The organism is Streptococcus sp. HMSC065C01, assembly GCF_001813525.1.
In the GTDB taxonomy this organism is placed as follows: Bacteria; Bacillota; Bacilli; order Lactobacillales; family Streptococcaceae; genus Streptococcus; species Streptococcus parasanguinis_V.
The window spans coordinates 89028-104399 of the sequence record NZ_KV812859.1; the positions used below are offsets into that span (position 1 = coordinate 89028).

At 43.2% G+C, this 15372-nt stretch carries 19 protein-coding genes and 1 riboswitch; of the genes, 2 read left to right on the plus strand and 17 right to left on the minus strand.

The window, feature by feature from the left end; translation table 11 throughout:
- Window positions 1–52 precede the first annotated feature (52 nt).
- The 7 genes from HMPREF2918_RS09045 to trmL all read right to left on the minus strand — a co-directional run bounded on the left by HMPREF2918_RS09045 (window position 53) and on the right by trmL (window position 6113).
- Window positions 53–2107, minus strand: a complete 2055-nt coding sequence (locus tag HMPREF2918_RS09045) for a cation:proton antiporter (protein WP_070595313.1) — start codon at window positions 2105–2107, stop codon at window positions 53–55.
- A gap of 12 nt (window positions 2108–2119) precedes the next feature.
- On the minus strand, window positions 2120–2374 hold the full coding sequence (locus tag HMPREF2918_RS09050) for a hypothetical protein (RefSeq protein ID WP_023918874.1): 255 nt from the start codon (window positions 2372–2374) through the stop codon (window positions 2120–2122).
- Window positions 2367–2924, minus strand: a complete 558-nt coding sequence (locus HMPREF2918_RS09055) for a tRNA 5-(aminomethyl)-2-thiouridylate-methyltransferase MnmM (protein WP_070595315.1) — start codon at window positions 2922–2924, stop codon at window positions 2367–2369. The genes HMPREF2918_RS09050 and HMPREF2918_RS09055 overlap by 8 nt, the downstream gene beginning before the upstream one ends.
- Window positions 2908–3867: a tRNA modification radical SAM protein MnmL/YtqA gene (locus tag HMPREF2918_RS09060; RefSeq protein WP_023918876.1), complete on the minus strand. Its 960-nt coding sequence runs from the start codon at window positions 3865–3867 to the stop codon at window positions 2908–2910. The genes HMPREF2918_RS09055 and HMPREF2918_RS09060 overlap by 17 nt, the downstream gene beginning before the upstream one ends.
- Window positions 3868–3924: 57 nt before the next feature.
- On the minus strand, window positions 3925–4575 hold the full coding sequence (locus HMPREF2918_RS09065) for a phosphatase PAP2 family protein (protein ID WP_070595317.1): 651 nt from the start codon (window positions 4573–4575) through the stop codon (window positions 3925–3927).
- The gene (locus HMPREF2918_RS09070) at window positions 4565–5122 is read right to left on the minus strand and encodes an ECF transporter S component (protein ID WP_070595319.1); all 558 of its coding nucleotides are present in this window, start codon (window positions 5120–5122) and stop codon (window positions 4565–4567) included. Before HMPREF2918_RS09070 ends, HMPREF2918_RS09065 begins: the two co-directional genes overlap by 11 nt.
- A 217-nt stretch (window positions 5123–5339) precedes the next feature.
- Window positions 5340–5489, minus strand: a riboswitch (FMN riboswitch).
- Window positions 5490–5570: 81 nt separating this feature from the next.
- The gene (trmL, locus tag HMPREF2918_RS09075; RefSeq protein WP_070595322.1) at window positions 5571–6113 is read right to left on the minus strand and encodes a tRNA (uridine(34)/cytosine(34)/5-carboxymethylaminomethyluridine(34)-2'-O)-methyltransferase TrmL; all 543 of its coding nucleotides are present in this window, start codon (window positions 6111–6113) and stop codon (window positions 5571–5573) included.
- Between the two features lie 333 nt (window positions 6114–6446).
- Between trmL and trkA the strand changes: the two genes are divergently transcribed.
- On the plus strand, window positions 6447–7802 hold the full coding sequence (gene trkA, locus HMPREF2918_RS09080; protein WP_070595324.1) for a Trk system potassium transporter TrkA: 1356 nt from the start codon (window positions 6447–6449) through the stop codon (window positions 7800–7802).
- Window positions 7803–7807: 5 nt separating this feature from the next.
- Window positions 7808–9247, plus strand: coding sequence for a TrkH family potassium uptake protein (locus HMPREF2918_RS09085; protein WP_070595327.1), 1440 nt, complete (start codon window positions 7808–7810; stop codon window positions 9245–9247).
- Between the two features lie 75 nt (window positions 9248–9322).
- On the opposite strand, the gene yidD is transcribed toward HMPREF2918_RS09085, so the two are convergent.
- The 10 genes from yidD to HMPREF2918_RS09135 form a co-directional block, all read right to left on the minus strand.
- Complete coding sequence (yidD, locus tag HMPREF2918_RS09090) at window positions 9323–9565, minus strand: membrane protein insertion efficiency factor YidD (protein ID WP_023918885.1); 243 nt, start codon at window positions 9563–9565, stop codon at window positions 9323–9325.
- Window positions 9562–10293: a pseudouridine synthase gene (locus tag HMPREF2918_RS09095; RefSeq protein WP_003005375.1), complete on the minus strand. Its 732-nt coding sequence runs from the start codon at window positions 10291–10293 to the stop codon at window positions 9562–9564. Before HMPREF2918_RS09095 ends, yidD begins: the two co-directional genes overlap by 4 nt.
- Entirely contained in the window at window positions 10283–10852 is a 570-nt protein-coding gene (gene scpB / locus HMPREF2918_RS09100) for an SMC-Scp complex subunit ScpB (protein WP_003017403.1), read from the minus strand. Before scpB ends, HMPREF2918_RS09095 begins: the two co-directional genes overlap by 11 nt.
- Window positions 10836–11555, minus strand: coding sequence for a segregation/condensation protein A (locus HMPREF2918_RS09105; RefSeq protein ID WP_070595328.1), 720 nt, complete (start codon window positions 11553–11555; stop codon window positions 10836–10838). Before HMPREF2918_RS09105 ends, scpB begins: the two co-directional genes overlap by 17 nt.
- The gene (xerD, locus tag HMPREF2918_RS09110; protein ID WP_009731506.1) at window positions 11555–12286 is read right to left on the minus strand and encodes a site-specific tyrosine recombinase XerD; all 732 of its coding nucleotides are present in this window, start codon (window positions 12284–12286) and stop codon (window positions 11555–11557) included. The genes HMPREF2918_RS09105 and xerD overlap by 1 nt, the downstream gene beginning before the upstream one ends.
- Entirely contained in the window at window positions 12283–12744 is a 462-nt protein-coding gene (gene cbpB, locus HMPREF2918_RS09115) for a cyclic-di-AMP-binding protein CbpB (protein ID WP_070595329.1), read from the minus strand. Before cbpB ends, xerD begins: the two co-directional genes overlap by 4 nt.
- On the minus strand, window positions 12741–13262 hold the full coding sequence (locus HMPREF2918_RS09120) for a metallophosphoesterase (protein ID WP_003008356.1): 522 nt from the start codon (window positions 13260–13262) through the stop codon (window positions 12741–12743). The genes cbpB and HMPREF2918_RS09120 overlap by 4 nt, the downstream gene beginning before the upstream one ends.
- Window positions 13235–14215 carry a nucleoside-triphosphate diphosphatase gene (locus tag HMPREF2918_RS09125; RefSeq protein ID WP_070595332.1) on the minus strand — a complete coding sequence of 327 codons (981 nt, stop codon included), beginning with the start codon at window positions 14213–14215 and terminating at the stop codon, window positions 13235–13237. Before HMPREF2918_RS09125 ends, HMPREF2918_RS09120 begins: the two co-directional genes overlap by 28 nt.
- Window positions 14212–15006 carry a glutamate racemase gene (gene racE / locus HMPREF2918_RS09130; protein ID WP_070595334.1) on the minus strand — a complete coding sequence of 265 codons (795 nt, stop codon included), beginning with the start codon at window positions 15004–15006 and terminating at the stop codon, window positions 14212–14214. Before racE ends, HMPREF2918_RS09125 begins: the two co-directional genes overlap by 4 nt.
- Window positions 15007–15083: 77 nt before the next feature.
- Entirely contained in the window at window positions 15084–15329 is a 246-nt protein-coding gene (locus HMPREF2918_RS09135; protein ID WP_003005109.1) for a YneF family protein, read from the minus strand.
- Window positions 15330–15372 lie beyond the last annotated feature (43 nt).

Below are 15372 nucleotides of genomic sequence, written 5' to 3' on the forward strand. Positions count from 1 at the left end.
CAAAAATAATTGAGAGGCTAGGATTTTTGTCCTAGCCTCTTTTACTCTTATCTCAACGATTCCGTGCATACTCGATCAAATCGTATGGAAGCGTATTGGCACTTTCTCTTAGGGAATAGCTTTCTAATTCATTGACATTTTGCCGCATACGGCGCGCTTGCTTAGCGGTAATCAGGTGTTGCGCTTCATATTCAAAAATAATCTTACGCTCCAAATAATAGCCTCTCAACATTTCATCGATATTATTTGGTTTCACGCGATTAATAACCCGCTCCACAAAGGCCCCACTGGTAATAATAGCTGTCTCTCTCAGACGAGATTCTTGTAGGAAAGAAATCAAACTGCTCCGATAAACCCCCTTGAGGTCTTCCAAACTTTCGATGATGATTTCCGTATTGGCCAGATAAAGGGCCGCAATCTGGTCATAATCAATGGCCTCTAACTTGCTGTCTTCTCGGGCCCACCAGTTTCGCAAGCCAGACCCAAAAGTTAAGATCTCATGAACTAATAAACGCAAAAGGCGGAAAGACACCAAGAGGTAATAGGTTAAGCGAGACGAAAGATTGCGATTGACACGTTGCTCCATATTGCGAAGATAGCGTTGATAGACGCGGTAGCCCCGCTCTCGAATCTTCCCTTCTTCATAAGCCTGTTCCAAGCCGTCACTTTCAATACTCAAAATCAGGAGCTTCAACTGTTCCCAGTCCTTTTGAATGAGCCTGTTTTCTTGGCCCAGAATCAAGTTTTCTATGCGACCATGGTAGTTATCAATCGCCGCATACAAGGGTCCCTTGTGCTTGCTATTCTTTAGGTCTGCTTCTAATTCCATGACGACATCATTTAAAATCGCGATCTGCATCAGGTAGTCATTGGTTTCTTCCTTTTCTTCTGATAATTTTGGAAGTACCACTAAGCCAGCAATAAAGCTGACAAGGGTAACTCCTGCCACTAAAAAGAGTAGGATAGGGTATTCTTTTTCGATCTTGGTTGGAATCAAAAGAATCGTCGCAATCGAAACCGTTCCCTTCACACCCGAAAAAGTCAGCAATAAGGCATCTTTTAGATAATTTCTCAACGATTTTTTTAGTCGAGCCGTTCGGAACCAATAAAAGAGGTAAACCATGACAAAACGAATCAAAAAGAGCAAGGCTGTCAACAGAAAGACAGAAAGAACTAAAAGAAGATTATTGTAAATGGGACTACTTAAGATGGGCTTGGAAATCATTTCCAATTCCATTCCTAAGATGACAAAGACCGACCCATTTAAGATAAAGTTGACCGTATTCCAGACAGTATGACTCACAGTATCTACCCGCGCTTCAAGGAGGGTAATGTGCTTAAAGCGACTGGCTTTTAGGATCCCAGAGACAACCACTGCAATAATGCCAGAGACATGGAGTTCTTCTGCTAGGAAGAAGGTCAACAGAGGGAGGCTCAGTTCTAATAACAATTCACTGGCAATATCACTAGCGCGAACACTCAAGAGCAAAGTTTGCAACCAACGGTTCACAAAGGCCGTCAAGATCCCCACCGCAAATCCTCCAATGATGGAGATTCCCAAGGAAACCCCTGCCTCTCCAAGAGAGAAACTTCCGGTCGCAAGGGCTGCCAAGGCCACTCGAAAGGCGACTAGACCAGAGGCATCATTTAGTAACCCTTCGCCTTTTAAGATATTCGAAACCCGCTTTGGAAAGCTAAAGCGCTCAGACAGGGAAGCAAAGGCTACTAAGTCTGTTGGTCCAAGGGCTGCCCCTACTGCCATACAGGCTGCTAAAGGAAGGCTCAGCCACAAGGAGTGAGCTGCCCAGCCCAAACTAATGGTGGAGATAAAAATCACTGGGAAAATCAAATAGAGGATGACCCGCCAGTGCTTTAAGACGGAAGTGATATCTGCTTCTTCTGCTTCTCGAAATAAGAGAGGACCAATGACCAAGGCCAAAAAGAGCTCGGTATCCAGATGAAAATTTTCTTCCGGCACAAAGACGGCCCAACCAATCCCTAGTAAAATTTGAATCAAGGGCAGAGGAAGGCTCGGCACAAGTTTATTTGTGGCATTTGAGACGATCAAAATCATCGAAAAGATCACTGCATAAAGGAGTAGTTCCATATCACTCCCTCCCTAACGTTCTTGGCAGCAGGTCTCAAATTGCTGTTTTAACTCCGCAATCTTTTGGTCTGTCTTGGTTACATCCTTGTGCTCAATCTTCTTTTGGCACCGTTCCATCTCAAGCGAAACCAATTTCTTTTTTATTTTGAGCATCTTTTTGGTCATATGAGCTTCATCATAAAAACCTATTGCACGCTCGTGGATGGTTGATTCGACAAAATGATGTCTCAATCCTTCGATTTTATTCTTTAAATATTCTTTATCCATGACGGTAGCTTTCTAATTTTTCGATCATGACCAAAAAGGGTGGCTGATTCACTTGATTCAGTGTCCGGTAGATAGTCGCTGTATAGTCTTTTTGAGGCAGATGACTAACAAAGTCCAGCACTGCATCACGCTCGATGTCTCCTCCCTCATGACCATAATAGATCATAATAGCCATTCGCCCACCTTTTTCTAGGCGAGCACAGATTTTTTCCATCGCTTCAATCGTGGTAGCTGGAAGAGTAATGACCGATTTATCTGCAGATGGCAGATAACCCAGATTAAAAATAGCTGCTTTGATGGTCTCCACATATTGGTCCACATGCTGGTGGCCATCCAAAATCAATCGGACATGTTGAAGTCCCAACTTCTCCAATCTTTCTTGAGTATTTACAAGTGCCTGCTCTTGAATATCAAAGGCATAGACCTGGCCTGCTAGTTGGGCTAAAAAGGCCGTATCATGTCCATTTCCCATGGTCGCATCCACCACCACATCTTCTTTGGTGATGACTTCTGCTAAAAATTGATGGGCCATTTCAAGTGGTCGAAGCATCGGCAGTCTCCTTTTCTTCTAGCTTACATCCTTGGGTACTTCCACGACGACGCATTTCAGTTTCAATGGCGTTTAGGACTTCCCATTTGTTGAGGCTCCACATAGGGCCAATCAACATATCTCGTGGCGCATCCCCGGTAATCCGGTGGATGACAATGTGTTTGGGGATGATCTCCAACTGGTCACAGATGACCTTGACATACTCCTCCTGGCTCATGAGTTGAAGTCGTCCTTCATGATAGTCCCGTTGCATCCGTGTATTGGTCATCAAATGCAAGAGGTGTAACTTGATGCCATCAATTTCATTATCGGTCACACAACGGCGAACATTTTCCACCATCATCTCATGCGTCTCCCCAGGAAGGCCATTGATCAAATGGGAGACGATCTCTGCCTTGGGCACCTGTTTGCGAATACGCTTGACTGTTTCAACATAGAGATCATAACTATGGGCCCGATTGATCAATTCAGAAGTCGCTTCATAAGTCGTCTGAAGGCCCAACTCGATCGTCACATGCATGCGCTCTGTCAGCTCTGCTAGGTAGGCCAAGGTCTCATCTGGTAAACAGTCCGGGCGCGTACCAATGTTGATTCCTACCACTCCTGGTTCATTGATGGCCTGTTCATACCGCTCTCGAATGACTTCCACTTTATCGTGGGTATTGGTGAAATTTTGAAAATAGACCAGATACTTCTTCACATCTGGCCATTTCCGATGCATAAAATCAATCTCTTTGTAAAACTGTTCTCGGATTGGAGCTTCTGGGGCCACAATGGCATCTCCTGAACCCGAGACCGTACAAAAAGTACAGCCACCGTGGGCGACTGTTCCGTCTCGATTGGGACAATCAAAGCCTGCATCAATTGGGACTTTAAAGGTCTTTTCTCCAAATAAGGTTCGATAATAATCATTCAAGGTATTGTAGGATTTCATACCCTTCATTATAGCAAAAAAAGAGTCGAACTCAAAACGCGAGTTCGACTCCTAGTTGTTAGATGCTTATTTTTGCTTGCCTGTAAAGCGCCATTGAAATCGCAAGCGATCATACAAGGGATACTCAAACTGTAAGACAGCAAGACCCAAAATCATACTGCCGAGAACGTCTGATGGGTAGTGGACCCCGACATAAACCCGGGAAACCACAATGGTCACGATTCCCAGAACCAGCAAGCCTTGAAGGCAATAGCAGGCTGTTTTATGTTTTACATGTTGGCTGATGATGATGATCAAACTTCCCAAAACAAGGGTAGACGCCAGTGAATGACCACTCGGAAAAGAAAATCCTTTTTCCTCTACTAGATGAAGAATACTTGGTCTCGGTCTCTGGTAGATATTCTTTAGAAGAAGAACCAAAAGACCAGTCAATACCAGATTGCTTCCAAGAAAAAGAGCTTCACTGTACCATTTCTTGTAAGCAAAGACCGCTAGCAGAAGACCCACCCAGATGACAATGATCTTGGTATCCATGACGTGGGTCACCTTGGTAAAGAAGGCCGTCAGTGCTGCAGGCAGATCGCCTCGAATAGCAGATTGAATGGTGCTATCAAAGCCTGTTAATTGTTGCGGGTAAAAGCGAATCACATACCCAAGAATGACAAAAATGAGAAGGGCGAAGCTTGCCTTCGCCCAATGTTGTTGTTTATTTTTCATATTTTTTCAAAATCGGTTGCAATAAGGTATAGATCAACCCAAATGCGATGGCCCAAATCACTCCTTCGATCAGGTTAAACGGTGCAACCATTGCAGCTAAATAGTGGACAAGCCCTAGTGTTTTCGAAATATTATAGTTCATAAAACGAGCATACAAAGGGATTGCATAGACATAGTTCACCAATACCATCGCGATACTTAAGCTGATCGTTCCAACAATCGTTGCCAGGACAAATCGACCATGGGTCCGTTCCTTGTTCCAAATCCATGCAAAAGAAAGGACAAAAACAAGAACTCCAATGATATTGATTGGTAATCCAATCAAGGTTTCAAGCCCCTTATTATTTAGGGCTAATTTAAGGACAGATCGGATCAAGGTTACCCAAACGGCACTTTTAAAATCCAATAGGACCAAGGCCAACAAAATGGCGATGATACTCAAATCAATTTTGAAGAAATCTATCAAGAAAGAAAATTGATAGAACATCAAAATAAAAGATAAAGCGGATAAAACAGCCACTAGGGTCAGTTTACGTGTATTTGTCATAACAGGTTCCTCCAATTTTTTAAAAATTAGAGAAGCTGGAAAGACGTCTACTCCATCATTCTACTCTAAACTATTTAAACAAAGCTTAAACTCGAAACCATTCTAGTTACTCTAGCTGGTCTCCATCGAAACATGCCGTTAGTCAGTCCCAGCCACTAACGTTTTATTCCCATGCATCAGCTCTAAACAGATCAGAATAGCTGTCAGTCTATTCGTCTCTCGTCTTCTCCCATCCAGACTATACTGTCGGTTGTGGAGTCACACCACATCAGCTTGCGCTCGCGGACTTCTTTTAGAGTATGGAAAAGAACATTTCCTAGTAAAAGTCACCGCCGGTCGGGAATTACACCCTGCCCTGAAGACCCTTTTATGATAACAAAAAAAACTTGCCTAGGCAAGTTTTTGTAACTTTATAGATTACATCGTTCGGTCTTTTAGTTTTCATCGGCTATTTGAGCTTGTCGTGCTCATAACGATGGCTCAACTCCAGCCCTTTAAAGCCCTGCTGGCGAAGAGCCTCATAGACAATCATGCAGACGGTATTGGAGACATTTAAACTACGGACATGCTCGTCATTCATCGGAATGCGAATGGCCTTCTCTTCGTGCTGGCGCATAAATTCTTCCGGCAATCCTTTATCTTCGCGTCCAAACAAGAAATAATGGGACTTCCCATCCTGATAAGAAACGTCCGAATAGGTCTGATTTGCAAACTTGGACACTAGGTGTACCTGACCGTCGCGCGCCGCTTCCATAAACTCTTCTAGGCTATCATAAAAACGGACATCCAGCTTGTCCCAATAATCAAGTCCTGCTCGCTTCATTTTGCGATCATCGATCGGAAAAGCCATGGGACGAATGATATGCAAGGGGGTATTGGTCGCTGCACAAGTCCGTGCAATATTTCCCGTATTTTGTGGAATCTGAGGTTGGAACAAGACGATGTGGTTTTGAGCAGCTGACTCTTGGTAGTCCAGTTCTTCAATATTCATACTCGATCTCTTTCTGATAAAAAAATAGCCACACTGCCCGGAGTCAAGCTCAGCAAACAGCGTGGTTACAGCTTCATTAACTTAACTCACAACAGGTTTGAGGTAAATCAACGAAGGTACTTTCTAAGTATAACACTTTTGAAGCTCCTGTCAATAGTTTTTTTAGATTTTTTTAAGAAACTTTACCAAAGTTTTCAATCCCTCCTCGTTCTACTCTTTTGACGATTTTTCCTACTTGTTCTTAGCTTCTCAAAATTCCACCAGAAAATCCTTAAAAAAGATGAATTTTTCTTGAAAATAGAGTATGATAGAAGCATACTCTGGAGGTATTCTATGAAAATTATTGTTGTTGGTGGAGGAAAGGTCGGAACGGCCCTTTGTCGTTCTCTCGTTGCTGAAAACCACGATGTTATTTTGATCGAAAAAGACGAATCCGTTCTTAACCATATTACCAAACGGTTTGATATCATTGGAATTTTAGGAAATGGGGCAAACTTCAAGATCTTGGAGCAAGCAGATGTTGAAGACTGCGACATCTTCATTTCCATGACCGAGTACGACGAAGTGAACATGGTTTCTGCTGTTTTGGCTAAAAAAATGGGGGCCAAAGAGACCATTGTTCGGGTGCGGAATCCAGAATATTCCAATTCCTACTTCAAGGAAAAAAATATATTGGGCTTCTCCCTGGTTGTCAATCCTGAATTACTGACTGCTCGTTACATTGCCAATATTATTGATTTCCCAAATGCGCTTTCTGTGGAGCATTTTGCCAATGGTCGGGTAGCCTTGATGGAATTTAAGATCAAGCCAGATAGCAATCTCTGCAATATGAGTCTCTCCCAATTCCGGAAGAAATACGGAAATGTCATTGTTTGTGCAATCGAGCGTGGCAACGAACTCACCATTCCAAACGGAGACTTTGTCTTACAACCTCAAGACAAGATTTTCGTAACAGGTAATCGGATCGAGGTCGTTCTCTTCCACAACAATGTTCGCCCTCAGGTCATTAAGAGCATGATGATCATTGGTGCTGGAAAAATTGCCTACTACTTACTCAATATTCTTCAAGATGTGCGCCGCAAGATCGATCTCAAGGTCTTAGAGGTCAATCGCGAACGGGCGGAATTCTTTAGTCAGGAATTTCCTGATCTCTATGTCGTCCATGGAGACGGAACTGCTAAAGACATTCTTTTAGAAGAGAGTGCCAATAACTTCGATGCTGTGGCTACTTTGACAGGGGTCGATGAAGAAAACATCATCACCTCCATGTTCTTGGATTCTGTCGGCGTCAAAAAGAACATTACCAAGGTCAACCGAACCAGTCTGTTGGAGATCATTGGCGATCAAGATATGACCAGTATCGTAACGCCAAAACGCATCGCCGTGGATACTATTATGCACTTTATTCGCGGACGTTACAATGCACAGTTCTCAAACCTAGAAGCCCTGCACCATGTCGCAAACGGTCGGATTGAAACCTTGCAGTTCCAAATTAAGGAAGACAATAAACTAACCCAATATCCCCTCTCTGAATTGAAATTGAAAAAAAGCGTCTTAATCGCTGCCATTATTCGAGATGGTAAGGCGATTTTCCCTAATGGAGATGACCGTTTGATGGTAGGAGATCGGATTATCGTAACCACCTTGATTCAAAATGTCACTAAAATCTACGATCTACTTGAGAGGTAAGCCATATGAATAGAAGCATGATTCGTTACCTCTTGTCCAAACTCCTCTTAATCGAGGCAGCACTCCTGATCGTTCCCATAGTGGTCGCTGCAATCTATCAGGAACCTGCCAAGGTTTTTGTCTCAATTGGGGCAACCATGGCCATCTTACTTGGGCTGGGACTACTTGGTAGTTTTCATAAACCAAAGGACTTTCACATCTATGCTAAAGAAGGAGTCCTGATTGTAGCCCTCTGTTGGATCCTCTGGTCCTTCTTCGGGGCCCTTCCCTTTGTCTTTTCGGGGCAAATCCCCAACATTATCGACGCCTTCTTTGAAGTCAGCTCTGGCTTTACAACAACAGGGGCAACGATTTTAGATGATGTGGGTATCCTCAGCCACTCTCTCCTCTTTTGGCGTAGTTTCACCCACTTGATTGGGGGGATGGGAGTATTGGTCTTCGCCCTTGCGATTATGGACAATAATAAGAACAGCCACCTTGAAGTCATGAAGGCGGAGGTTCCTGGTCCAGTGTTTGGCAAGGTCGTTTCCAAATTAAAAAACACAGCTCAAATCCTCTACTTCTTGTACTTGGGCTTGTTCTTCCTTTTTGTGGTTCTTTATTTCCTTGCTGGCATGCCCCTTTATGATAGTTTTGTCATCGCCATGGGGACGGCTGGGACCGGGGGCTTTACCGTTTTTAACGACGGAATTGCCCACTACAATAGTAGTTTAATCACCTATTTGGTCAGTATCGGGGTTTTAGTCTTCGGGGTTAACTTTAACCTCTACTACTTCCTCATGATCCGAAAATTCAAGGCCTTCTTTAAAGATGAGGAATTGCGGACCTATATCACCATCGTCCTCGTGTCCAGTGTCTTGATCGCTTACAATGTCCTTCATCTCTATGCCAATGTCGCTAAGAGTTTTGAGATTTCCTTCTTCCAAGTTTCCAATATCATCACCACCACCGGTTTTGGTTATGGAACGACGGAAAAATGGCCTCTCTTTTCTCAGTTCATCCTCTTGATGCTGATGGTCATCGGTGGTTCTGCTGGATCGACCGCTGGGGGGCTTAAAGTCATTCGGTGCTTGACCTTATGGCGAATCGCAAAAAATCAGGTTCTTTCGACCTTGTCTCCGAATCGCGTTCTGACCTTGCATGTCAATGATACGGTATTGGATAAGGATACACAGCATCAGATCCTCAAGTACTTTACAATATACAGTTTTATCACGATCGGCCTACTCTTTGTAGTCAGTCTAGACAATAATAACTTCATGACGGTTGTCAGCGCTGTCTTTAGTTGTTTCAACAACATTGGACCTATGATTGGAACAGGTCAAACCTTCTCCATCTTTAGTCCGATTTCAAAACTGTTACTTTCCTTAGCCATGATTGCCGGACGGCTTGAAATCTATCCAATGATTCTACTCTTCCTCCCTAAAACATGGTCTAAACGCTGATAGACAACTCTTTTACAAAATCAACACCCTTAGAAAAATAATTTCTAAGGGTGTTTCTGTTTATTTGCGATCGTCCTATTTTGATTCTTCATTTCGCTTCAGACTAAAATGGTCTGGCAAGGGGTCTGGTCCTACTTTGGTTCCAGGATGGCAACGTAGAATCCTTGCAATCCCCATCAAGACACCTTTCACACCAAAACGTTCAATCGCTTGGATCATATAATTGGAACAGGTCGGTTGAAAGCGACAAGAAGGCGGAAATAGGGGAGAGATCCATTTTTGATAGCCTCTGACCAGCGCAATTAGGATTGTTTTCATGCTTTTTTAGATTTAGTCACTGCTAGATTGTGCAACTGGCTGATTTCTTTTTTGTTCAAGCGACGGTATTCACCCGGACGTAGCCCTGAGACGTCCAAATTTCCAAATTGGGTTCGGGAGAGTTTATCTACTAAAAGTCCCACAGCTTCAAACATCTTTTTAACCTGGTGGTTACGCCCTTCATGAATGGTCAACTGAACCACTGAACGGTTCTTTTCGACATCCACTTTTAAGATCTCGTAAGTCGCTGGCTTAGTTTTCTTTCCATCAATGGTCACCCCTCGCGTCAAGGGACGCAAGTTTTCCTTATTGGCAATCCCTTTGACACGCGCCACATAGACCTTATCAATTTCATTTCGCGGGTGAATCATCTCATCTGTAAAATCGCCATCATTGGTTAAAATCAAGACACCAGATGTATCCCAGTCCAAACGTCCTACTGGGTAGATGCGCTCTGGTACTTGAGATAAAAGGTCAACGACTGTTGTCCGCCCTTTATCATCCGATACACTAGAGATGACGCCACGTGGCTTATTTAAAAGATAGTAGACCTTTTCTTCGTTATAGATTGGAGTCCCTTCTACTTCAACCTGATCACCGGTTTTAATGATAGTTGCTAATTCACGCACGACTTGGCCATTGACTGTCACCAAGCCTTGCTTGATCAGTTCTTCGGCCTTGCGACGACTAGCTACGCCTGCATGGGCAATATATTTGTTAATTCTCATCTAGTTCCTCTGTTCTCTCTGAAAATAATTGACCCTCTTCTGGATCGATGTCCACTTCCTCAACCTTTGGCAATTCCTCCAAATGATTGATCCCCATATAATCCAAAAAATACTCCGTCGTGACATACAAATTAGGACGCCCGAGGACTTCTTTTTTTCCGTCTTCGCGGATCAGATCAAATGACAGTAGTTTGGTAATGGCACCACTGGAATTGACGCCTCGAATATCATCGACCTCCACGCGGGTGATCGGTTGCTTATAAGCAATAATTGACAAGGTTTCAAGGGCAGCCCGAGACAAACTTTGGTTCATAGGCGTTCTAGAATAGTCTCGTAAAACCGAAGCGTAGTCTGCCTTTGTCACCAATTTATAACGGGAAGCTGTCTCCATCAAACAGAGACTCGTATCTGTATCCTCCTGGTATTTTTGGGCCAATTTTTCTAAACTTTGCACCACACCTGTTGGGGGTAAAGAGAGAAGATCTGCGATTTGTCTGGCAGTAATTCCCTCTTCACCCGCTACAAATAAGAGTGCTTCAATTTCAGCTAATTTGCTCATGTTCAATCCTATTTAAGTAAATTTCTCCAAAAGCCCTATCCTGTACCACTGTGACCTCTTGAATCTTGATTAATTCAAGGGTTGCAAGAAATAGGGTAATGACCTCTTGGAGATCCGCTGCTTCTAGAAACAAGTCCTGTAAGAGAACTTGTGAGCGATCGTGGAATCGGTGACGCAGCTGGTCCATCAGATCCTCAATCTTGTATTCATCCTTGACAATGGTTGTATGGTTCTGGCGGAATTCTTCTTTTTTCTTGGTCAATAGTTTTGAGAAAGCCAAGAAGAGATCCACCGTGGTGCGATCATGGAGTAATTCGGTATCGTCATAAATCAATTCCATCTTTGGTTTTGAATAATAGAGGGCGCGCTCCTCGTGCTGTGAGGCCATCAACTCTCCTAATTGCTTGTAAGTACGGTACTCTTCCAATTGAGAAAGGAGGTCCTGCTCGAGATCCTCTGCTTCATCCATCTCCTCTGCAACCTTAGGAAGAAGTCTTCGACTCTTGATCAAGGTTAGTTGACTAGCCATCAGCATGTATTCTCCTGCTACCTCTAGTTTCATAGCCTGGAGGGTCGCCAGATAAGCCAGATACTGTTCGATCACCTCAATCAAGGGAACCTCATAAATATCCATCTGGTATTTAGAGACCAAGTGGAGCAAGAGGTCCAAAGGCCCTTCAAAATCTTTAATTTTAATATCCATTATTTATATTTTTCTAATGTCACCATGGTTTTTAGGCCCAATTCACGCGCAATACTAAAAAGATCCACACCGAGTTCTCGTTGTTTCAAAATATATTGCTCACGAATCGATTGTGCCGAAAGGTCTTGATTCCCTTTTTCGATCAAGAAGGCTTCTAATTGTCGAAATCCCCACTGACGGGAGTATGATTTTCCTTTATTATCAAAGAGATAAATACCATCTAGGAAGAGTTGCAACTCATCCAGTAACGGCTCTGGAACCTTTAAAACCCGTTTTTGGCCATCTTTGCCCACTCGAATGACGTGAAAGTCCAGCTGAATATCTTCGACTTTGACTTGGAGGATCTCGCTTGGCAATAAGCCCATCTCCAGAATCAACAAGGCCATCAAGCGTCCCTGAGGGTTAGTTGATTCTTCCCAAAAATGGGTCAGATCCAACAATTCCCGATCATGGGTCTTGGCCGGTTGAATTTTAGGCAATACCAAACGATGGTATTCAGAAATAAAGCGTTCTTGATACAAATAATATAAAAATTGGTTGACGGCAGATAATTTTCGTTTTTGAACCGCCGGTTTAAAATCTTTAATCGAAGCTTGGTAAATTCTCAAATTTGTCGGTGTCACTTTTCCATGGATCGACTCAATAAACTGGTCCAAATCATAGAAATAGGCAGACTGAGAATTTTCACTTAATTCTTTTTGATCAATAAAACTTGCAATAAATTCTTTCATTTTGGAATCATCTCGTATTCATTTGAAAAATCATGCATTAGCGAATTGATGGCTTTAAGAATCGATTTCCGCGTAATAATCCCTTGGAAATAACCTTCTTCATCCACCACTGATAAGAAGGAGTCATCTACCAACTTGTGAAGGACTTCTGTCAAATTGAAGTCTAAGCCGATGACTCCGACCTCCTTCTTTGCAACGTCTACGATATCCATCGAAGCAAAAGTCTCCTCAGGAATCTCGTGTTTCAATTGATAAGATAGAATATCCGTTAGGGAGATCGTTCCCACAAACTTGCGTTCATCCGTCACTACCGGGATACGACTATAGCTAATCTGGCTCAACAGCAAGACCGCATGGTCTACATTGTGGGTATCAATCAAGACCGCTAAATTTTTGGCAGGAGTTAAGAACGTCTCTTCCTGCGCCAGCAAGAAACGTTCAAATTCCTTTGCTATCATCTGCTAAACTCCTTTGTCAATTCAGGGTACAATTCATGATCTCGCGTATAATACTCTACCTTGAAGTTCGAATCGGTAATCTCTATCTTGGCATACAAACACTCTCGAATCAGACCACGTGGTTGACTAACGGATCCAGGATTCACAAAGAGGGTTCTTCCTTCCTTCCAAGCATCTGGGATATGAAGGTGGCCGTATAGACAGATATCTGCTTCCTCCTCTTGGGCCCACAGATCCAATTTTTGAAAACTAAAATTGATCTGGAAGAGATGCCCATGGGTCTGGATGATCCGTGTCGGCCCTAGTTGGGTCACCAAGCGTTCCGGATAGCCATCATAAAAATCCATATTTCCTTGGACAACGTGGATCCCTTCCCAGACAGGATCGTCACTTTTTAGTTCAGAATCCCCATTGTGAAAGATCCCATCGACCTGACCTAGGTATTTTTCTTTAATAGCTTCAACAATGGAGCGGTCTCCATGCGAGTCACTCATAACGATGATTGTTTGCTTTGCCATGATGGAAATACCTCCAATAACTTTTTAACAGCTAAAGCACGATGTGATTGTGTATTTTTTTCTTCTAGCGTTAATTCAGCAGCAGCACGGCCCGTTTCCCCAACTAAGAAGAGAGGGTCATAGCCAAAGCCATGTTCCCCTTTGGGCTCAAAATTAATATACCCTGGCCAATCTGCTTCCACCACTAGGCTTTCCTTGCCTGGTCTTGCAACCACCAAGGTCGTATGGAACTGAGCTGAACGATCTTTCAAGTCAAAAACCATGGCCAATTCGTGCAACAATTTCGCATTGTTTTCCGCATCTGTCGCACCAACTCCCGCAAAGCGAGCTGACCAAACTCCTGGTAAGCCTCCCAAGATATCCACCTTCAAACCTGAATCATCCGCTAAGACTGTTTTCCCAGTTAGCTCTGCAATGGTTTCAGCTTTTAGGCGGGCATTCTCTTCAAAGGTCATCCCTGTCTCTTCGACTTCTGGAAGCTCTGGGTATTGATTGAGATTTTCCACTTCAAAGCCCAGCTTTTCAAACATATTGCGGAATTCTTTGGTTTTTCCCTCATTTCGAGTCGCAATGAGAATCGTATCTTTGACCTTGTCTTGACCTAAGAAGGCTTCCAAATCCACCCCATCACTTGGCAAATGCAAGTAAAGCAATTTCCCTTTTTCAACCAAGAGCAAGGCTCCTTGACGCTGTACGATCTCAAAAGCTCTTCCCTTGACTTCATTCAAGATTTCGGTCAAAAAGGTCAGAAAACGAAAGGCTGAACCATAGCGCATCACCGATAGATTGAGAGGGAATCCTTCAGGATCCTTGGCAAAGAGAAGTTCCAGCTGATCTAACAGAGTGGAAGCTTCCGCAGGTACTTGACTAAATTGGTTGTAGTCTGCATCATCTCCCCATTGGGCAATATACCAATCTTGGGGATCTTTGTATTCAAATAGTTTGTCACTCATAAATTTACATGCTCCACATTCACTGAACGTTCTAGCCATTTTTCGGCAATCGCTGCAAAGCTATTGGCATTTGCAGTGGTATAAAAGCTGTGGGTCTGCTCTAAGAGTTCGCGACTCTTATTGAGCTCAAAATAGTTTAATAAGACGGAAATATCCCGAACACACTCTGCCCCACTATCAATCAATTTGACATCCGGTCCCATCACATTTTGAATGATCGGTTTTAAAAGGGGATAATGGGTGCATCCCAAGACCAAGGTATCAACCTTTCCAACTAGTGGTTTTAGGGTTTCATAAACCACCTTTTTGGTCACACTGGATGCCAACTCGTTTGATTCCACTAAAGGAACAAACTTGGGACAAGCTAAACTGCTGACTTCCATGTCTGGTGCTAGACTTTGAATCTTCTCTTTATAAATTCCAGAAGAAACCGTCATCGGTGTCCCAATGACCCCAATTTTTTGATGGGTCGTCGATTTAATGGCTGCAGAAGCTCCGGGCAAGATCACTCCCAAAACGGGAATATCAAGTTTCTCCTTGACTTCTTCCCAAACCACTGCCGTCGCTGTATTACAGGCTAAGACAATCATCTTGACATTTTTGGTCAGAAGGAAGTTCACCATCTGCCAAGTATACTCGCGAATTTGGTCTGCTGGTCTAGGACCATAAGGTGCACGCGCTGAATCTCCAATATAGACGACATCTTCGTGAGGAAGCTGACGGAGCAATTCGCGGACAACAGTCAGGCCCCCTACTCCAGAATCTAAAAAACCAATCGGTCGGTTATCCATATCTCTTCCTTCCAAAAGGAGGGACTAAGAAATTCCTCCAAGCCCCTCTCATTTATTATCGTGAGATTGCCCCACTCTTATTTTTTCTTGTTTTTCGCCATTGCTGATTTTTGTTGGTTGACAATTTGGCGATAGACTTGTTGAACTTTTGCTTCGCTTGGACGTTGGCCGCTGGCACCTAAAAGCGTACGGACTGCTTCCACATTCAAACGTGGGTTTGATGCAAATTCTTTTTCAAATTGACGACGAAGCAAGAACATTCCTGCAACCATCCCACCAAAGAAAGCTAAAATAATCAACAAAATTCCTAAAAAGAGATTCATACAATTTTCTCCGATCCATTATTTTTACATAACTATCATTATA

Bases quoted from the DNA above. Each gene is read 5' to 3' on its own strand.
- HMPREF2918_RS09045 (WP_070595313.1), bottom strand. From the start codon at position 2,107: ATGGAACTACTCCTTTATGCAGTGATCTTTTCGATGATTTTGATCGTC.
- HMPREF2918_RS09050 (WP_023918874.1), bottom strand. From the start codon at position 2,374: ATGGATAAAGAATATTTAAAGAATAAAATCGAAGGATTGAGACATCAT.
- HMPREF2918_RS09055 (WP_070595315.1), bottom strand. From the start codon at position 2,924: ATGCTTCGACCACTTGAAATGGCCCATCAATTTTTAGCAGAAGTCATC.
- HMPREF2918_RS09060 (WP_023918876.1), bottom strand. From the start codon at position 3,867: ATGAAGGGTATGAAATCCTACAATACCTTGAATGATTATTATCGAACC.
- HMPREF2918_RS09065 (WP_070595317.1), bottom strand. From the start codon at position 4,575: ATGAAAAATAAACAACAACATTGGGCGAAGGCAAGCTTCGCCCTTCTC.
- HMPREF2918_RS09070 (WP_070595319.1), bottom strand. From the start codon at position 5,122: ATGACAAATACACGTAAACTGACCCTAGTGGCTGTTTTATCCGCTTTA.
- trmL (WP_070595322.1), bottom strand. From the start codon at position 6,113: ATGAATATTGAAGAACTGGACTACCAAGAGTCAGCTGCTCAAAACCAC.
- trkA (WP_070595324.1), top strand. From the start codon at position 6,447: ATGAAAATTATTGTTGTTGGTGGAGGAAAGGTCGGAACGGCCCTTTGT.
- HMPREF2918_RS09085 (WP_070595327.1), top strand. From the start codon at position 7,808: ATGAATAGAAGCATGATTCGTTACCTCTTGTCCAAACTCCTCTTAATC.
- yidD (WP_023918885.1), bottom strand. From the start codon at position 9,565: ATGAAAACAATCCTAATTGCGCTGGTCAGAGGCTATCAAAAATGGATC.
- HMPREF2918_RS09095 (WP_003005375.1), bottom strand. From the start codon at position 10,293: ATGAGAATTAACAAATATATTGCCCATGCAGGCGTAGCTAGTCGTCGC.
- scpB (WP_003017403.1), bottom strand. From the start codon at position 10,852: ATGAGCAAATTAGCTGAAATTGAAGCACTCTTATTTGTAGCGGGTGAA.
- HMPREF2918_RS09105 (WP_070595328.1), bottom strand. From the start codon at position 11,555: ATGGATATTAAAATTAAAGATTTTGAAGGGCCTTTGGACCTCTTGCTC.
- xerD (WP_009731506.1), bottom strand. From the start codon at position 12,286: ATGAAAGAATTTATTGCAAGTTTTATTGATCAAAAAGAATTAAGTGAA.
- cbpB (WP_070595329.1), bottom strand. From the start codon at position 12,744: ATGATAGCAAAGGAATTTGAACGTTTCTTGCTGGCGCAGGAAGAGACG.
- HMPREF2918_RS09120 (WP_003008356.1), bottom strand. From the start codon at position 13,262: ATGGCAAAGCAAACAATCATCGTTATGAGTGACTCGCATGGAGACCGC.
- HMPREF2918_RS09125 (WP_070595332.1), bottom strand. From the start codon at position 14,215: ATGAGTGACAAACTATTTGAATACAAAGATCCCCAAGATTGGTATATT.
- racE (WP_070595334.1), bottom strand. From the start codon at position 15,006: ATGGATAACCGACCGATTGGTTTTTTAGATTCTGGAGTAGGGGGCCTG.
- HMPREF2918_RS09135 (WP_003005109.1), bottom strand. From the start codon at position 15,329: ATGAATCTCTTTTTAGGAATTTTGTTGATTATTTTAGCTTTCTTTGGT.